Consider the following 17,277-nt stretch of genomic DNA (forward strand, 5'->3'; position numbering starts at 1 on the left):
AGACAAGGACAGGCCCCATGACAGACCCGCTTCGCATCGACATCATTTCAGACGTGGTTTGCCCCTGGTGTGCCGTTGGCTATAACCAGCTGCGTGTTGCGCTGGAGCGCACCGGCGTGGAAGCGGACATCCACTGGCACCCCTATCAGTTGAACCCGGATATGGGACCCGAAGGGCAGGAACGTCTGGGCTATCTGGCAGAAAAATACGGCATCTCGGCGGATGATGCAGCCAAAACCCAGCAGCGGATAACCGATCTGGGCAAGGAAGTCGGCTTCACCTTCAATTTTGCCGCAGGACAGCGCACCTACAACACCCTTGCAGCCCATCAATTGATCCATTGGGCACGAGATTTTGGCAAGGCGCATGACTTGAAGCTCGCCCTGCTCAAGGCCTATTTTACCGACGGCAAGAATATCGACGATACCGACATTCTGGTTGATATTGCCAGTGATCAGGGGCTTGATGCGGACGAGGCCCGCGCGGTTCTGGCCGAGAATCGGTTTGCAACCGATGTTGGCGAACATATCTCATTCTGGCGTCAGCAGGGCATCAGTGGCGTTCCCGCCATCATCCTCAACTCCAAATATTTGTTGAATGGGGCCGCTGGCGTTGACCAATTCCGCCGGGCCTTGAATGCGGCAGAAGCGGAACGGGCCTTGGCCTGAGCCAGGGGGCAAGACTGGCAAGAGGGCCGAGCAACCGGATGGGCGTGCAGAAAGGTGCAAAGCGGGGTGCATTTCCCGCTTTTCTCTTTTTGACAGGCTTGGTAATAAAGCAGCCACATTTGCTTTATAATGACCAATCCAGTTTCCTGCCGCATTTTTCGTCCAGAAAGGCCATAGCATGCCGCTCATGCAAATCATCGTGATTGCCATCATTCAGGGCATCACCGAATTCTTGCCCATTTCCTCCTCCGGCCATCTGGCAATCACCTCAGACATCACCGGCTGGGCCGATCAGGGCCTTGCGATGGATGTGATGCTTCATGTCGGCTCACTCTTTGCCATCATCGTCTATTTCTGGCGCGACGTGCTGAACCTTGCCATCGGTGGCCTCAATCTCTTACGTGGTCGCCTGACCCCTCATGGCAAACTGGCCCTTTACATCGTGCTGGCAACCATCCCGGCGGTGATTTTCGGTCTGATCTTGAAGAAGACCGGTGCGTTGGACGCTTTGCGGGCTGATGATTTGCTCAAACTACAGGTGGTTGGCTGGGCTGCCATTGTCTATGGTGCCTTGTTGTATCTGGCTGACCGTTTCGGACCCAGTGAAAAGGCCATGGAAAACATGACCCTGCCGCCTGCTTTGGTGATCGGTCTGGCGCAGATGCTGGCGCTCATTCCTGGCACCAGCCGCTCGGGCATCACCATGACAGCGGCTCGTTTCTTGGGCTTCTCGCGGCCCGAGGCTGCACGCTTTTCCTTCCTGCTTGGCATGCCAGCCATTGCTGGTGCCGGCTTGTTGACCATTAAGGAAGCCATCGAAACTGGAACAACCATGTCGTCCGATGTGTGGCTCGGCGCGGGTCTGTCCTTTCTTGCGTCCTTCGCGGCCATTGCCTTCCTGATGGCGTTGGTCAAGCGGATCAGCTTCCTGCCCTTCGTGCTTTATCGATTCGCACTTGGTATCTTCCTACTTGCCATGGCCTATGGCTATGTCAGCCTCTGACAGGATGTGACTAGTCCAGTTTGCAGCTCCACCGGAGTGATCTTGCCACAAGGCGGCGGCCATGCATCGGGCCGGTGCGTGGAAAAGTGTGACAAGCGGGCAGTTTCGACCCGCAATCACTGGCGAAGCAAAAGAAGGGGCGATATGGTCGCGCCTCCATTCCGAACCAGCGATGTATGAACGCACTGTCACACCCTTGGCTTTTGGCCCCACTCCACCTTGTCAGCGAAGGGTGGAAAGCGGGTAAGGAAGGGTGTGAAAGCGAATCTATTAAATCGCTGATAACCATTTTACCATTGGATAGACGGGTGCTCACATCACAACCCGACCTGTCCTGTCCATATGGGTGTTCGTCGGGGTCAAAAGGGGTCGCGCCAGCATGTTGCTGCTCTATCACACGAAAATGTCCATTCCTTCCCGCTTTGCCCGTCTCGTGCTGGCCGAATGCAAAGCTGGTGCGGAACTGAGCGAAATGCTGCCTTGGGAGCGGGACGAAGCCTTTTTGCGCATCAATCCTGCAGGCAAGGTACCGGTGCTGCGCGAAAATGACGGCCCTCCCGTCTGTGGTGCCAGTGTGATTGCCGAATATCTCGATGAAACCCGCGGCTATGCCTTGGGGGATCGCCGCCTGTTGCCTGATCATCCCAACCAGCGCGCTGAAGTGCGGCGTCTGATCCATTGGTTTTTGGAAAAAGCGGTTGAGGAAAGCGCCCAATTCTTCATTGAAGAAAAGATCTACAAACGCATGCGGCGACCGGGCGAGGGGGGTGGCCCTCCGGATTCGACCATTCTGCGCGCAGCGCGGGCCAATCTGCGCATCCATCTCAATTACATCGCTTATCTCGCCGAGCGCCGCAACTGGCTGGCGGGTGAGCATTTCTCCTATGCCGATCTGGCCGCAGGGGCCTTCCTGTCGACCATCGACTATATGGGGGAGGTGCCGTGGGACAAGGAACCGGTGGTCAAGGAATGGTATCAGCGGATCAAATCCCGCCCCGCCTTCCGTCCGATTCTTGCCGACAGCCTGAAAGGCATCCCGGCGGCCTCCCATTATGTGGATCTGGATTTCTGATTCATATTGATGCAAGGTGCGCGCTCTGCCGCCCATGAGATGTCACGAGCGTTACCCGATGACTGCCAACCGAACTGCCTCAGATGACAAACTGCGGACCTTCCTTGACCGGGAAGCCAAGGCACTCGGCTTTGCCGATATCCGGATCTGTCGTGCCGACGAGGCGGCCAATCACGCCGACACCTTGCGCCATTTCACCAAACAAGGCTATCACGCCACCATGGGCTGGATGCAAGAGACGCTGGAGCGCCGCGCCCATCCGTCGGCTTTGTGGGGTGATGTCCGCTCAATCATCATGCTTGGCTTCAATTATGGCCCCGATGAAGACCCACGGCCACTGCTCGCCCAAAAAGACAAGGCCAACATCTCGGTCTATGCCCGCCACCGTGATTATCATGACGTCATCAAGGGGCGTTTGAAGCAACTCTCTGCCAAGTTGCTCTCCCGCCTGCGCGACAGCCATCCCGGCGGCGAAATCAAGGTCTTTGTTGACACTGCGCCGGTGATGGAAAAGCCTCTTGCCTATCGCGCAGGGCTTGGCTGGCAGGGCAAACACACCAATCTGGTCAGCCGGGACTTCGGCTCATGGATCTTTCTGGGCGCGATCTTCACCAACCTCGATCTGCCTGCAGATGAGACCGAGGTGGATCATTGCGGCTCTTGTCGCGCCTGTCTTGATGCCTGCCCGACAGGTGCCTTCCCGGCCCCGTATGAGATCGACGCGCGACGCTGCATCTCGTACCTCACCATCGAACATAAAGAGCCAATCCCGCATGAATTTCGCCCCGCGATGGGCAACCGGATCTATGGCTGCGACGATTGCCTTGCCGCTTGCCCATGGAACAAATTCGCCCAAACCGCTGCCGAGGCGAAATTGCAGGCCCGCGACGATTTGAAAGCCCCAGCCTTGCGCGACTTTCTCGGTCTTGATGACGCGGCCTTCCGCGCCCATTTCACCGGTTCGCCGATCAAACGGATCGGCCGCAACCGCTTCTTGCGCAATGTGCTGATTGCGGCAGGCAACAGCGCGGAGACGTCCCTTGTTGCAGCCATTGAAAGCCATTTGATCGACACAGATCCGGTGGTGCGTGGGGCGGCCATCTGGGCCTTGGGCCGTCTCCTGTCCACACAACAACTCGAACAATGGGCGGGCCGCCTTGCAGTCGAGGAAACGGACCCTTATGTGCAACAGGAATGGCAACAGGCCTTGCAATCTTGAACCAAATAAGGAACTGGCATGAAACTCTTCATTTTCGGATATGGCTTCAGCGCAAAGGCCATCGCACGGGACCTGAAAGACCAATGTGACTGGATTGCCGGGACCTCTCGTTCGCTGGAAAAATGCGCTGTGATCGAGGCCGACGGTTTGCGCGCCTTTCAGTTCGATGGCGAGAATGCCAGTCCAGCCATTTCAGAAGCCCTCAAAGAAGCCACTCATATCCTGCTTTCCATCGCGCCCGACGCAGACGGAGACCCGGTGATGCGCTGCCATGGAGATGATCTTCGTGCCAATCAACAGCTGGAGTGGCTGGGCTATCTCTCAACCGTTGGCGTCTATGGCAACCATGATGGAGCCTGGGTGAGCGAGGAAAGCGAATGCCATCCCGTTTCCAAACGCTCCGTCCAGCGCGTCGCTGCGGAACAGGCCTGGCAGACCTTTGCCAAACAGATCGACAAGCCTCTTGGCATCTATCGGCTGGCAGGCATCTATGGTCCGGGCCGCAACCAGATGATCAAGCTTGCCGCAGGCACCTGTCGCGCCATCGACAAGCCCGGTCAGGTCTTCAACCGCATCCATGTCGATGACATCGCACTTGCTGTCTCCAAGGCAGCTCTGATCGCTCAGAGCGGCATCGTCAATGTTTGCGATGACCAACCCGCCCCACCGCAAGAGGTCATCGCCTTTTGCGCCGAACTGATGGGTCTGGAACCACTCACGCAGATCCCGTTCGATGAGGCAGAGATGACCCCGATGGCCCGATCCTTCTATGGTGAGAACAAGCGCTGCGATAACAAAAAACTGCATGCCCTGATCGGAGGCGATATGCTCTATCCCACCTATCGAGACGCCTTTAACCATATGTGGAACGTGGATATCTGGCACGGCAAAAAGGCTTGAATTCGGCCTGTTTCTGCCATTTGAAGGGGGGAACTCGGACCCGCCCCCTGACAGCCTGTGCACAGGCAATTTCATCGCTGTTAAAAAAGTGCAAGAAAAGCACCAATCGCCCTTGCCATGGCGGTCAATGTCCTTTAGACAACAGCCTCACTTGCCGGGCAATATTCCACGGCAGACGGTTGCGCTGGTAGCTCAGTTGGATAGAGCACCAGACTACGAATCTGGGGGTCGGGGGTTCGAATCCTCCCCAGCGCGCCATTTTCCCCTTTAAAATTCAATGCTTACACATGCTCCGATGCACGCGTTTTGCGTCGTGCTTGTTATTGGAATCTGTGACCTTTTCAACCAGCACGGTGACAATGCTGGTGAAGGCGCAATGTTGCAGTGCTGGTTGAAAAGGGCTTCGCTCGGTCTTGGTCGGAACAACAAAGCAGTGGGCGGTCTGGAAGGCGGCTCTGGGTAAGGGGGAATAAAGCTCGATTGGGCCGCAGTTTGTTGTCACACAGCGCTGACGAGGCTTTCCTGTTCGAGCTTGATGCGGTCGCACAACTCGACGAGAATGGTCAGGCCATAGGGCCAGCGGCCAAAACCGGCTTCCGAATTGATATGGCCCGCCTCTCCCAGATCGACAAAGTCGGATCCCCACGTGTCTGCGAAGTGGCGCGCGCGGGAAAAACGGAGCAGATTGTCGTTGTGGCTGGCAACAAGAGAGGTTGGCACACACAGTCGTTCCATCGGAATCCGGTCTTCGGCTTCAAAGCGCAGAGGTTCGGCGGGTGCGACAAACATCGCACCGACCACATCGGGGTTTTTCTGGGCAATGACACAGGCAGAGGCAAGCGCTCCGAGGGAATGGCCGATCAGAATGGCTGGATGATTGCAGTCGGACAGTGATCGGCTGATGGCGTCGATCCATAACTCGATGTCGCGCTGATCCCATCGGCGCTGGGATATGCGGTTGAAGCCCCCCACATCCCGTTCCCAGAAGCTCTGCCAGTGCTCAGGCCCGCTATTCTTGAAACCCGGCACCAAAAGGAAATCAAACTCCTCAGCATGGGCATCGAGTGCTTCGAGAATATCTGGATGTGTGAGTTGCCTGACCACATGTTGCTCCATGAACTACCAGACCCGATCAGGATGGCTTCCCCTGAAAAGGCCTTGAACAGATCCCACCAAGGCTGTGTCCCCCAGTCGCCTCCGGTTGTGCCCCGCATGCGGGGTGGAGTGCGACGGTACCATAGGCCCTTCGCAGGCAATCTTCAACTCCCGCGCAACAATTGCGCGAAAAGCTCAATCCGGCTTAGCTTGTCCAAGCCATTGATCATAAAGCGTCTCTATCTTGGACCAGAGTTCGTCGAGGGCATGTGTGCGGGATCGACCGCATGCCCGGGCATCGGCGTCGCATACCAGACAGCGGCGTGGAGGGTCACCGACGCTGCTGCGTGACAGGGCCTGTCCATCCGCATCATGCACGTCAAGATCCCAGAGCCGCCCGAGTGGGTGATTGTCTTCCAGAGCCACCAGCGCCCGCTTGAGGAGAGCCGCGTCGCCGTCCACCTGATAAAGGCTTTCCGGGCCGGTTGGCAAATCGGTGTTGAAATGGATGTCATATCCCCACCCGCGCCGGGCCAGCATGGCAAGGGTTTCGTGGCGGGCCACTTCGGCGATGGCGCGGATCAAGGGGCTGTCTTTCACCGGACCGGGCATGACAAGAGTGAGGGTAATGGTGGGTTGGCGGCGTTTGGCAAAGCATGAGGCCCGCCGCGCGGCGCGCGCATCCCGTGAGGCAAGCAGGGCCTGCAAGTCGATTGCGATCCCGTCCCGTTTAGTCCCTGTCACTGCCGCTCCTCCCTTTCCTCCCGTCAGTAACCATTGTCCGTGGATGATGCTAGTTGCGACAGAAACCACGTCACTGCCAACAAATCTGCAGACCCGCCGGGGCTGAGGTTGCGGGCGGTTAGCCGTTCATCCATGACCTGCAGCTGCGCCTTGAAGGCAACGGGACCGCAGAGCGCCAGCGGTGTCAGTTGACGGGCTTCGTCCTTGACAAAATTGAGCCCTTCAATGCCGCCACGTGCCACCAGATTGGTATCGTCATTGTTTGCCATCAGCGCCACCAAAGCCGACAGAAGCGCACTTTGCGGGTCAAACCCGGCCTCAATTGCCCGCTGGTAGGCCGGCAGGGCCCATTGTCGAGCCGAGGCAAAGCCACTTTCGGCTTCCCCCCGTGCCCCTGTCAGGCCGTAGCGGTGATAGATATATTCCCCGGCGCTGTTGGCAGTCTTCACCCGCTCTTTCAGCTCGCTTCTGACCAGCCCGGAAACAAAGCACCCGGCCTCTGAGCAAAGCCTATCAATGGTGAGGCTCTGCCCCTTGGCCCACAGGCGTCCGGCTGCGCCAAGCAGCAGCCCAAAGGCAAAGATCGCACCCTTGTGGGTGTTGACATGCCTCGTCGCTGCCAGCATGGCCCGTTCGGCATCAAGCCCCAGCGCCCGCAAGGGAGCAAGCGCCTCGGTAGCCGGTTCGTTGCCAGCATTGATACCCGCCAGAACAAAGGCGTTGAGATAGGGGCGAAGAGCCTTCGCGCTCGCATGAAAAGTGACAAGGGACATGTCGCGATGTGCGCCATCGTTGGCCGCATCGACCAGACCCGGCTTCGGGGTCAGTTTGGCCTCGACCAGCAAGGCCTGATGGGCAATCTGGCCCAGTTGTGCAGCAAATGCAGCCTCCGGTCCGTCACACCGAGGAGCCGGAGTAGAAATGGACTGCTGAAGAAGCGAAACGCCTCCAGACCGATGCAAGGAGGAGGTCGGGAGGCGTTCCTTGGTCATGAGGCAACCTGTCGAACAGTGTCCAGAATGGTGCCATCACGATAGCGAACCACGCCGACAATCTTGTCGAGAAACTCGATCGGCTTAGGTTCTCCGGTGATCGATATGGCCCGATTATGCAGCTCTTCGATGGTAAAGACTGGCAGATTGGCGGCTTTCAGGCGTTCTTCCACGTCAGGTCGGTTGGGATTGACCGCGATGCCATGGTCGGTGACCAGCACGCCGACAGTCTCGCCCGGCGTCACCCGCGTTGTGACCGTCTTTACCACGGTGGGAATGCGCGAGCGGATCAGAGGCGCGGCCACAATCGACAATTTCGCCCCGGCTGCAGTGTCACAATGGCCACCAGAGGCCCCACGCATCACCCCGTCCGAGCCGGTCAGCACATTGACGTTGAAATCAAGATCGATCTCGAGTGCCGACAGGATCACCATGTCGAGATTGTCGACCGTCGCTCCCTTGGCAAACGGGTTGGCATAGAAATGGGCGGAAATTTCCACATGGCTGGGCGAGGTGCCCAGCGAGCGGGCCGCAACCGAATCGAAGCATTGGGTATCGAGCAAGGTGCCGATCAGCCCCTTGTTATGCAGATCCACCATGCCGCCGGTCTGCCCGCCCAAGGCCCAAGCCGCCTTGATATCCTTGGCCCGCATCCGGGCTTCGAGGAAGCGGGCCGTGGCGGTGGAGGAACCACCAGTGCCGGTCTGCATCGAGAAACCATCTTCGAAATAGCCACCATGCTCCATCACGTCGGCACACCAGCGGGCAATCAGCAATTCGCGTGGGTTGGTCGTCGCGCGCGCCGCCCCGACGCTGATCTTGGCCGGATCGCCCACTTCTTCCACTTCGACGATCCAGTCAACCTGATCCTGACGGATGCTGGCTGGCGCATTGGGATAGGGGACGATTTCCTCGGTCAGCATCACCACATTCTTGGCATAGGAGGCATCGACCATCGCATAGCCGAGCGAGCCGCACCAGGACCGGCCAGACGTGCCATTGGCATTGCCATATGGGTCGCAGGCCGACACACCGATGAAGGCCACATCAATCTCGATCTCACCCTTCTGGATAAGGCCCACTCGCCCGCCATGGGAGTGGATGGTGATCGGTTCATCCATCAGGCCATGGGAGATAGCATCGGCCAGCTTGCCGCGCATGCCGGAAGTATAGATTTTCCGGATGACGCCATTTTCAATATGCTCGATCAGCGGAAAATGGGCCGTGACCAGCGAAGAGGGCGCAAGGGTCAGATCCTTGAAGCCCATCTCGGCCAGAATGCCAACCACCAGATTGAGGATCTTGTCCCCTTCACGGAAAGCGTGATGGAAGGAAATGGTCATGCCATCCTTCAGGCCAGAGCGGCGCACCGCTTCCTGAATGCTTTCAACGACCTTGCGACCGACTTTTTCTTCCGGGTCCGCCAGATAGGGGATCTTGGCAGCAAAGCCAGCATATTCTTCAACCGCGCCCGCATAGACACTGTTGGCCGGAACGGAAGCCCGCAGGATTTCGAGTTGTTTCTTGTCCATCTTACCGTCTCACCCCCGAAGCTGCGGCGCGGCTTAGCACCCGCTTGGCATTGTCCACAATGGGCGCATCGATCATCTTGCCATTCAGCGCAATGACCCCGAGCCCCTGTTCTTCCGCTTTGGCTGCGGCCGCGATGACGCGGTTGGCATAGTCCACATCTTCCTGTGTCGGTGCATAGGCATTGTGCAGCAATTCGATCTGGCGCGGATTGATCAGGGACTTGCCGTTAAAGCCAAGCCGTTTGATGACGTCGACTTCCTTGAGGAATCCCTCTTCATCATTGAGATCCGGGAAGACCACATCAAAGGCATCGATCTTGGCAGCACGCGCCGCATGCAACACGGCACAGCGGGCATAGAATAGCTCGGTGCCGTCCCCGCGTTCGGTCTGCATGTCGGTGACATAGTCGAAACCGGCCACGGCGATCCCCATCATGCGAGGCGACGAATAGGCAATGGCAACCGCGTTGACCACGCCGGAGGCGCTTTCGATCGCGGCCATCAGTTTGGTCGAACCAATCGCGCGTCCACAATCCTTCTCAATGGCCTCAACTGCCCTTTCCAACTCAACCACGTCATCGGCCGTTTCCGTTTTTGGCAGACGGATCACATCGGCCCCGCCACGGATCGCTGCCTGCAAATCGTCATGGCCAAAGGGGGTGGAGAGCGGATTGATACGCACAACACGCTCGATATTGCGATAAAGATCCGATTTCAGTGTGTGATAGACCAGCAGACGACCGGCATCCTTCTCGCGCAGCGAGACCGCATCCTCAAGGTCGAACATCACCGAATCCGGCTTGAACACAAAGGCGGTCGACAGCATCGCCGCATTGGAGCCGGGAATGAACAGCATGGAACGGCGCAACGTCATGACAAAGCCTCCCATTCAACCTTCGGGCTTCCAGCGGCCCGCATGATCGCGGCCTCAACCCGGGCTTGGATGACGCAATCCAGCGCGCCCTTGTCTTCAACGATCAAGGTGGCCCCGGACGTGACACCAAGTTTTTCCAGCACCTCGCCGATGACCTTGCGGATCTGATCGCCGAACTGATGTTCGACTTCACTCTGGACGATCACTTCCAACGGGCCGTCTATAGGCGAGACCCTGACGAAGAGATCGCTCGATTCGAGTGTTCCCGCCAACGCCTCCTGTACGATCTTCATATATCTTTCCTCTCGATTTCGTGGCGCCGTCGGAGATCCCGGCGGTCTTGTTAGGCTTGTTGCTGCACCTTGGCGACATATTTGCTGACGATCAGATCGTAGGTCGCAGGGGGGACAAGGCTTTGAATGCGCTCCATATGATTCTGATTGAGCAGACGCCGCACTTCGGACGCCGAAATGGCGATATCATCAAGGCGCGTGCGCTCCATTTCAACGACATGCACCGGCTCCGCCTTGCGCAGAGGGTCTTGCAGCCAGTGTTTCATGTCTTCATTATATTTGCGGGTGGTGTCACAGAAAGGCTCGGTCCCGACAAAGCGATGGGTAATACCAAGTGCCGGTGCGATATATCTGCGGAACAGCAACAGATCTACGGCCGTACGGCACTTGCCGACCATGCCCTTGTCCTTGAAGAAATAGGCCGGGAAGGTGGCGCGCGAGACCATATATTTCGAGCCCTCATGCAGGGTGAGGTTCGGGATATGGCCAACATTCTGTCGCGCCAGCGCCAGACGGTCTTCGTAGCTGAACAAGGAAGCATCTTCGGACACGATGAACAAATGCAGCCAGTCGCTGGCCTTGGCTGCCTGTTCGATCAGATAGAGGTGACCACGGGTAAAGGGATTGGCGTTGGCGACCACGCAACCGATGATGTCACCCTCAACCCGTTTTTTAGCCAATTCCTGACAATAGGATTTCATTCCTACTGGAGAATTCTCCATCAAGGTTGTCTGCCCCGGCACCTCGACCAGCGGATAAAAACCGCACCCAACGAAGAAATCCGCATTATGCGGCTCGGTATAGACAAACAGGGTCTTGTACTGACGACTATGGGCAAGGTAGATGATTTCGCTGACCAGACGCAGGCTCAGCGATGTGCCGCGCAGGGCCGGACTGATGGCCACATCCTTGATGATGCCTTTATCAAGGCCAGCGCAGGCGACGAGCTGGTCATTCTCGCGGCAGAGCACCATGGCTTCGATCTGCTCTTCGAAGTCGAGGTCGCAGGCGGCGAGGAAGGCCACAATCTCCCTGCGTGCTTCAGGATCGGCGGCTGGCTCCACCGTGTAAAAATCCAATCCGTCACTCACGAGCATCGTTCCTTCGCTTGACAGAATATTGGTCGGTGGAGGGCTGGCCCATGCCGCGATCCACGGTATGACCTTGCCAAACGATTGGGCTGCATTGCCGCATCAACCGGCCTTTCGTTGGAGCTGTCAATGGGAGCGGAATGGCAAAGCCATACGCCGCTCGTCATGGGCTTCACGCAGCGCCGGAAGACAGGGCCGCATATCAGGCGACAAGGCTGTCTTTTGCATCTGACACGTTAGTCGGAAAACCTGTCATTTTCCTGACAAAAATGACCCGTGAACCGAAAAGTGACGTCAGGGCAGCTATGCGTTTTTGTTCCCCGGCGCTGTCGATCAAGCAGCCACTATACGTGGCTTTTGGTCGTTTGCGAAACAGCACCTTTTTGCGAAATCCAAAGCAAGTTGCACTCTGACGGTGGGGGCCCTGACAGATTGCACGGGCGGCAAGCGGGGGGAGGCAAAAGATTCCAACAGGGAACATATTTTTTTCGATCATTGCTGACGCCTGAAATCTATCGAAAGAAATTCCGAAAAATCGAACTAAATCAAAGTCTAACCGAGTTTGGGACAAGATTCCCAAGATTTACGCCAAAAGCGTTGACCCGCTTGGAACCGGTGACCTTGCAGCATGTCAGCTTGGTGACAGGCTCGCGACGTAACGTATTCCTTTGTGAGATGGCCAATGCCATTGAAGGCAGGCCGAATTTGGAGGAATTCACATGATCTCGAAAATCGTTCGCACAGCGATTGCTGTCGCGGGTCTGGCCCTTGTTCCAGCCTCTGTTCAAGCGTTCGAACCTGAAAGCCCGGAATGCATCGCGCCAGCCAACCCAGGTGGTGGTTGGGATTTCACTTGCCGTCAGGTGGGCAAGTCGCTTCAGGATCTTGGCCTGATCAAATCGACCATGCAGGTTGTCAACCTCTCCGGTGGCGGTGGCGGCGTGGCTTACGCTGAAGTCGTCAACAAGCGCGGTGATGACAATGATCTTATCATTGCAGCCTCGTCTGCAACGGCAACCCGTCTGGCTCAGGGTGCCTATCCAGGCAACACCATGGATCAGGTTCGCTGGGTTGGTGCGATCGGCGCTGATTATGGCGTGATTGCCGTGTCTTCAAAAAGTGACATCAAGACCCTGCCTGAGCTGCTCGAAAAAATGAAAGCCAATCCGGCTTCCATCGCTGTCGCCGGCGGCTCCGCCGTGGGTGGCTGGGACCATCTCAAGGTCCTGATTGCAGCCAATGCGGCTGGCATTGAAGATGTTCGCAAAGTGAAATACATCGCCTTTGCTGGTGGTGGTGAAGCGGTTACCCAGCTGCTGGCTGGCTCCGTACAGGCTTTCTCCGGTGACATCTCCGAAGCCAAGGGCTTTGTTGATTCCGGCGATATTCGCGTGATTGCCGTTCTGTCCCCAGAGCGTCTTGATGGCGACTATGCTGCCTTCCCAACCGCCAAGGAACAGGGCGTTGATGCGATTGGTGCCAACTGGCGCGGTTTCTATGCTCCAAAAGACATGAGCGACGAAGCGTATGAAGCTTGGGTTGCCAAAATTGACGAACTCTATGCGTCTGACGCATGGAAAGCCGTCATGAAAAACAATGGCCTGGCGCCATTGGATCTGCAGGGTGCCGAATTCGAGAAATTCGTTAGCGAATCTGTCGCCACCATTCAGAAAATCTCCCGGGACATTGGCATTATCCGCTAATCCCAACCTTGCTGCGGCGGTGTCCGGGGTGTGCCCCGTGACCCGCCGTGGTCTCCCGCCGCTCTTTCTACCCATATGAGGGGATCATGAGTGATCGTATATTTGGAGCCGTGGGGCTCCTGCTAGCAGTACTCTTTGCCTATTCTGCCTTGCAGATTCAGGAAAGTTTCTTGTCCGACTCGGTTGGCCCAAAGGCCTTTCCGCTGATCATTTCAGCGATTTTGGCGATTTCCAGCCTCTCGATTATCCTCAAACCGGATTCCGAGCCGGACTGGCCAAATGTCAAGCGTCTGGCTGAAATCTTCGCCGCGCTCGTCGTGATGCTTGCCTATGCCGAACTGCTGCCTGTTGTTGGCTTTGCCATTTCGACCGCTGTCGCATCGGCCTACCTGACCTGGCGTCTGGGGTCCACACCGATCCAGTCCGTGATCGTTGGGATTTCGATTTCTGCAAGCATCTATGTCATCTTCCACCTCATCTTTGGCCTGTCGCTGGCCAAGGGTCCACTTGGCTTCTAAGGAGATCTGTTGATGGAAACCTTCTCCTCGCTTGCCGATGGCTTCGTGGTTGCGATGACATGGCAGAATTTGCTTCTGGCTCTGCTGGGTTGCTTTCTGGGCACCGTCATGGGGGCCCTGCCGGGTCTTGGTCCCTCGAACGGCGTTGCCATTCTCATTCCGCTGGCCTTTACCCTTGGTCTTGGTGCCACGCCCTCGTTGATTCTGCTGACATCGGTTTATTATGGCGCCATGTATGGCGGTCGTATTTCCTCGATCCTGCTCAACATTCCCGGTGATGCACCGGCCTTGATGACTTGTATCGATGGCCATCCGATGGCCAAGCAGGGACGGGGTGGTGAAGCGCTTGCCCTTTCCGGCTTCGCGTCTTTCTTCGGCTCCTTCATGGCCACGATCGGTTTGGTTCTGCTGGCTCCTCAGCTGGTGAAAATCGCTCTGGCCTTCGGGCCTGCGGAATATTTCGCCCTGTTCGTGCTGGCCTTTGCCACCCTTGGCGGTGTGTCGTCGAAAAACCAGGGCAAAGCCGCACTCGCCGCGATGCTCGGGCTTGGCCTCGCCATGGTGGGCGTTGACACCCAGACCGGTGTGCCGCGCTTTACCTTCGGCATGGTGCATTTCTACGACGGCATCGACTTCCTGGTTGCCATCGTCGGTCTGTTTGCCCTCTCTGAAGTCTTTATCTTCATCGAGCATCGTCACGGTGCGTCTGATGTGGAAGGCAAAAAGGTCGAACTGGGTCGCCTGACCCCGTCAAAGCAAACCATGAAAAGCAGCATCATGCCAACCATCCGCTCGACGATCGTTGGCTTCATTGCCGGGGTTCTGCCCGGTGCCGGTGCATCGCTTGGCTCTTTCCTGTCCTATTCGATGGAAAAGCGCATTTGTGACAAGGATGGTACCTTCGGCAAAGGCGACCCGCGTGGTGTTGCCGCGCCTGAAGCTGGCAACAACGCTGCCGCCGGTGGTGCCTTGGTGCCAATGCTGGCGCTTGGTGTGCCCGGTTCCGGCACCACGGCCGTGCTGCTCGCCGTTCTGCTGGCCCTGAACATCACACCCGGCCCATTGTTGTTCAACAACAATCCGGATGTGGTCTGGGGTTTGATTGCGGCTTTGTTCATTGCCAACATCATCCTGTTGCTGCTGAATATTCCATTCGTCGGGATCTTCATCCGCATCCTGCTGGTCCCGCCGCGGATCCTGATGCCTGCGGTTGCCATGATCAGCTTTGTCGGTATTTATGGCATTGCCGGGTCGAGCTTCGACCTGACGATCATGGTTATGTTCGGCATTATTGGCTGGGCGCTTAGAAAGCTGGATGTGCCCTTGGTGCCTGTGATTCTGGGCGTTCTGCTGGGCAACAATATGGAAGTGAACTTGCGTCGCGCGGTCACCATCTCGGATGGCGACTGGTCGGTGCTGTTCCAAAGCCCGCTGTCGCTCACCCTCTGGGCTGTGGCTGTGATCGGCTTCGTTCTGCCGATCTTCGTCGGTCGCATCCTGCCCAAGAAAATGAAGAAGCTTGCCAAAGAAGCAGAAGAAGAGATTGCACCCTAAACCAGCAAATCAGGGGTGATATCCCGAATTAGACGTGCGATCGGCTCCCTCTGGGCCGCAAGCCGTCTGGATTTTGGCAAGTCAGATTGGGGCCTGTACGTATGTGCAGGCCCTTTTTTATGGGTGATCAAATAAAGGAATAGTTTCCTAGTGCTGGCTCATGCGCGACAGTCCGTCGCCGCAATTGCTCCAATATGTTCGAAATTACTGCCCAATTTTGCAGCCATTTAGCGGGTTTTTGCCAAAAAAAAGGGCAAAGGCTTGTGCATTGTTAAACTTTAGTAAGGCGCAACCTTAAGATTTTGTTTAGGTTTGGTCATCGTCTCGTAACACATTGTTGGGGTGTGAGCGGGATGGAATGTTGATTGCTGTTGGCTGGTCAAGAGAGCCGGCAAATCCTTGCGCCAATATGATCTGCCTAAAGGGTCAACAAAGGCGTGAAAAAGGCCACCCGACCAGCAGAACCATTTGGAGTAAAACATGCAATATATTGAGAGCTTCTTCGGCCTGATCGGCGATCTCACTTGGGGGTGGTCTCTGATCCCGCTTCTGGTCGTCTTTGGTATTTTCATCACTGCATTGACCGGATTCGTCCAGTTCGAGTTTTTTGGTCGCATGTTCCGGGTCCTGTCTGGCAAGAACCAGTCCGCAGATCCGAATGCCATTACCGCACGCGCAGCCCTGCTGCTGTCCGTTGGCGGGCGTGTTGGTGGCGGCAACATTGCCGGTGTGGCCGTGGCCATCACCCTTGGCGGGTCTGGGGCGGTCTTCTGGATGTGGGCCATTGCTCTGGTCGGCATGGCCACCAGCCTTGTTGAATGCTCTCTGGCCCAGCTTTACAAGCGACGCGAGCCCGACGGGCATTTTCGTGGCGGCCCGGCCCGTTCCATCATCTTTGGTCTCGGGGCCAACTATCGCTGGCTGGCGGTCCTTTATGGTATCTGCCTGATTGCGGCCTTTGGCTTTGGCTTCAACGCCTTTCAGGGCAACACGGTTGCCGGTGCACTGGTCGATTCCGTAGGCATCAGCCGCTACATCACCGGTGCAGGTCTCGCCATCGTGACTGCCTTCATTGTCTTTGGTGGCATCAAGCGCATCGCCAAAGCCGCCGACGTTGTCGTCCCGATCATGGCCGTAGGCTATATCACCATGGCACTCGTTGTTATTGTGTTGAACATCACCGAAGTGCCACGGATCCTGACCGACATCGTGATGAATGCCTTTGGTCTGAAGGAAGCCGTGGGCGGTGGCATGGGGGCTGCGATTGCGCAGGGGCTGCGCCGTGGGCTCTTCTCCAACGAGGCCGGTCTGGGGTCTGCACCGAACGTCGCTGCAACGGCCCATGTGCGCCATCCGATCAGTCAGGGCATCACCCAGTCGCTGTCGGTTTTCATCGATACCATTTTCATTTGCTCTTGCACTGCCTTTGTCATTCTGTTGGGCAATGTCTATGTGCCGGGTGCGGAGAATATCGACGGCGTGGTACTCACCCAGCAGTCTCTGGTTTACCATCTCGGTGAATGGTCGCAATATTATCTCTCCCTGATGATCCTGCTGTTTGCCTTCAGCTCCATCATCTACAATTACTATCTGGGTGAGAATGCACTGACCGTCATCACGTCAAGTGCGGCTTCTCTGACGATCCTGCGCATATTGGTGGTTTGCGTTGTCTTCCTTGGGGCTGTTGCACCGGGTGCGACCTCGGTCTTCTTCTTCTCCGATCCGCTGATGGGTGTGCTGGCCGTGGTCAACCTTGTGGTGATCATGATGCTGCTGCCGACTTGCCTGCGAATCCTGAAGGATTTCCGGGATCAGTTGAAAGCGGGCGTCGAGCGTCCGGTCTTTGATCCGGACAAGTTCCCCGATCTCAATGTTGATCGCACCGCATGGAATGAATATAGCGGCAAGTAAGTCGGGTCATCTCAGACCAGTGTGATGAAATGTGCAAGCCGGGATCCTATGGATCCCGGCTTTGTTGTTGCCTTTAAGGTCCGGAAAAAGCGCATAAAAGCAGCATTT

At 56.9% G+C, this 17,277-nt stretch carries 16 protein-coding genes and 1 tRNA gene; 10 read left to right on the forward strand and 7 right to left on the reverse strand.

Annotated elements, in window-relative coordinates; genetic code table 11:
* Positions 1-17: 17 nt before the first annotated feature.
* From FDK21_RS18215 to FDK21_RS18240, 6 genes are all read left to right on the forward strand, one after another.
* On the forward strand, positions 18-668 hold the full coding sequence (locus FDK21_RS18215) for a DsbA family oxidoreductase (RefSeq protein WP_138150368.1): 651 nt from the start codon (positions 18-20) through the stop codon (positions 666-668).
* Between the two features lie 178 nt (positions 669-846).
* Positions 847-1,671: an undecaprenyl-diphosphate phosphatase gene (locus FDK21_RS18220; protein ID WP_138150369.1), complete on the forward strand. Its 825-nt coding sequence runs from the start codon at positions 847-849 to the stop codon at positions 1,669-1,671.
* Between the two features lie 379 nt (positions 1,672-2,050).
* Positions 2,051-2,743 carry a glutathione S-transferase family protein gene (locus tag FDK21_RS18225; RefSeq protein ID WP_114007896.1) on the forward strand — a complete coding sequence of 231 codons (693 nt, stop codon included), beginning with the start codon at positions 2,051-2,053 and terminating at the stop codon, positions 2,741-2,743.
* 58 nt (positions 2,744-2,801) lie between these two features.
* On the forward strand, positions 2,802-3,962 hold the full coding sequence (gene queG, locus FDK21_RS18230) for a tRNA epoxyqueuosine(34) reductase QueG (protein WP_138150370.1): 1,161 nt from the start codon (positions 2,802-2,804) through the stop codon (positions 3,960-3,962).
* Positions 3,963-3,980: 18 nt separating this feature from the next.
* Entirely contained in the window at positions 3,981-4,862 is an 882-nt protein-coding gene (locus tag FDK21_RS18235) for an SDR family oxidoreductase (protein WP_138150371.1), read from the forward strand.
* Between the two features lie 181 nt (positions 4,863-5,043).
* Positions 5,044-5,120, forward strand: a tRNA-Arg gene (locus FDK21_RS18240).
* 240 nt (positions 5,121-5,360) lie between these two features.
* Here the strand turns inward: FDK21_RS18240 and FDK21_RS18245 are convergent.
* The 7 genes from FDK21_RS18245 to citC all read right to left on the reverse strand — a co-directional run bounded on the left by FDK21_RS18245 (position 5,361) and on the right by citC (position 11,483).
* Positions 5,361-5,966 carry an alpha/beta hydrolase gene (locus FDK21_RS18245; RefSeq protein WP_210238839.1) on the reverse strand — a complete coding sequence of 202 codons (606 nt, stop codon included), beginning with the start codon at positions 5,964-5,966 and terminating at the stop codon, positions 5,361-5,363.
* 186 nt (positions 5,967-6,152) lie between these two features.
* Positions 6,153-6,701, reverse strand: a complete 549-nt coding sequence (citX, locus tag FDK21_RS18250; RefSeq protein WP_171022149.1) for a citrate lyase holo-[acyl-carrier protein] synthase — start codon at positions 6,699-6,701, stop codon at positions 6,153-6,155.
* A 23-nt stretch (positions 6,702-6,724) separates the two neighbouring features.
* A complete protein-coding gene (gene citG / locus FDK21_RS18255) occupies positions 6,725-7,693 on the reverse strand; it encodes a triphosphoribosyl-dephospho-CoA synthase CitG (protein WP_138150374.1) in 969 nt (322 codons plus the stop codon).
* Positions 7,690-9,225: a citrate lyase subunit alpha gene (gene citF, locus FDK21_RS18260; protein ID WP_114007890.1), complete on the reverse strand. Its 1,536-nt coding sequence runs from the start codon at positions 9,223-9,225 to the stop codon at positions 7,690-7,692. The genes citG and citF overlap by 4 nt, the downstream gene beginning before the upstream one ends.
* A 1-nt stretch (position 9,226) precedes the next feature.
* Complete coding sequence (gene citE, locus FDK21_RS18265; protein ID WP_138150375.1) at positions 9,227-10,099, reverse strand: citrate (pro-3S)-lyase subunit beta; 873 nt, start codon at positions 10,097-10,099, stop codon at positions 9,227-9,229.
* Entirely contained in the window at positions 10,096-10,392 is a 297-nt protein-coding gene (citD, locus tag FDK21_RS18270; protein ID WP_114007889.1) for a citrate lyase acyl carrier protein, read from the reverse strand. The genes citE and citD overlap by 4 nt, the downstream gene beginning before the upstream one ends.
* Positions 10,393-10,442: 50 nt before the next feature.
* The gene (citC, locus tag FDK21_RS18275; protein WP_245418327.1) at positions 10,443-11,483 is read right to left on the reverse strand and encodes a [citrate (pro-3S)-lyase] ligase; all 1,041 of its coding nucleotides are present in this window, start codon (positions 11,481-11,483) and stop codon (positions 10,443-10,445) included.
* 719 nt (positions 11,484-12,202) lie between these two features.
* Here citC and FDK21_RS18280 point away from each other — a divergent pair.
* From FDK21_RS18280 to FDK21_RS18295, 4 genes are all read left to right on the forward strand, one after another.
* Positions 12,203-13,186, forward strand: a complete 984-nt coding sequence (locus tag FDK21_RS18280; protein ID WP_114007886.1) for a tripartite tricarboxylate transporter substrate-binding protein — start codon at positions 12,203-12,205, stop codon at positions 13,184-13,186.
* Between the two features lie 86 nt (positions 13,187-13,272).
* Entirely contained in the window at positions 13,273-13,704 is a 432-nt protein-coding gene (locus tag FDK21_RS18285) for a tripartite tricarboxylate transporter TctB family protein (RefSeq protein ID WP_114007885.1), read from the forward strand.
* A gap of 12 nt (positions 13,705-13,716) precedes the next feature.
* Positions 13,717-15,258: a tripartite tricarboxylate transporter permease gene (locus FDK21_RS18290; protein ID WP_138150376.1), complete on the forward strand. Its 1,542-nt coding sequence runs from the start codon at positions 13,717-13,719 to the stop codon at positions 15,256-15,258.
* Positions 15,259-15,738: 480 nt separating this feature from the next.
* On the forward strand, positions 15,739-17,169 hold the full coding sequence (locus FDK21_RS18295; RefSeq protein ID WP_138150377.1) for an alanine/glycine:cation symporter family protein: 1,431 nt from the start codon (positions 15,739-15,741) through the stop codon (positions 17,167-17,169).
* Positions 17,170-17,277: the final 108 nt, after the last annotated feature.

This window comes from Cohaesibacter sp. CAU 1516 (assembly GCF_005771485.1).
Lineage (GTDB): Bacteria > Pseudomonadota > Alphaproteobacteria > Rhizobiales > Cohaesibacteraceae > Cohaesibacter > Cohaesibacter intestini.

Excerpts from the sequence above, each read along its gene's own strand:
- citG (WP_138150374.1), bottom strand. The coding sequence starts at position 7,693 with ATGACCAAGGAACGCCTCCCGACCTCCTCCTTGCATCGGTCTGGAGGC.
- FDK21_RS18290 (WP_138150376.1), top strand. The coding sequence starts at position 13,717 with ATGGAAACCTTCTCCTCGCTTGCCGATGGCTTCGTGGTTGCGATGACA.
- FDK21_RS18295 (WP_138150377.1), top strand. The coding sequence starts at position 15,739 with ATGCAATATATTGAGAGCTTCTTCGGCCTGATCGGCGATCTCACTTGG.
- queG (WP_138150370.1), top strand. The coding sequence starts at position 2,802 with ATGACTGCCAACCGAACTGCCTCAGATGACAAACTGCGGACCTTCCTT.
- citE (WP_138150375.1), bottom strand. The coding sequence starts at position 10,099 with ATGACGTTGCGCCGTTCCATGCTGTTCATTCCCGGCTCCAATGCGGCG.
- citD (WP_114007889.1), bottom strand. The coding sequence starts at position 10,392 with ATGAAGATCGTACAGGAGGCGTTGGCGGGAACACTCGAATCGAGCGAT.
- FDK21_RS18280 (WP_114007886.1), top strand. The coding sequence starts at position 12,203 with ATGATCTCGAAAATCGTTCGCACAGCGATTGCTGTCGCGGGTCTGGCC.
- FDK21_RS18285 (WP_114007885.1), top strand. The coding sequence starts at position 13,273 with ATGAGTGATCGTATATTTGGAGCCGTGGGGCTCCTGCTAGCAGTACTC.
- FDK21_RS18220 (WP_138150369.1), top strand. The coding sequence starts at position 847 with ATGCCGCTCATGCAAATCATCGTGATTGCCATCATTCAGGGCATCACC.
- FDK21_RS18215 (WP_138150368.1), top strand. The coding sequence starts at position 18 with ATGACAGACCCGCTTCGCATCGACATCATTTCAGACGTGGTTTGCCCC.
- citF (WP_114007890.1), bottom strand. The coding sequence starts at position 9,225 with ATGGACAAGAAACAACTCGAAATCCTGCGGGCTTCCGTTCCGGCCAAC.
- FDK21_RS18225 (WP_114007896.1), top strand. The coding sequence starts at position 2,051 with ATGTTGCTGCTCTATCACACGAAAATGTCCATTCCTTCCCGCTTTGCC.
- FDK21_RS18235 (WP_138150371.1), top strand. The coding sequence starts at position 3,981 with ATGAAACTCTTCATTTTCGGATATGGCTTCAGCGCAAAGGCCATCGCA.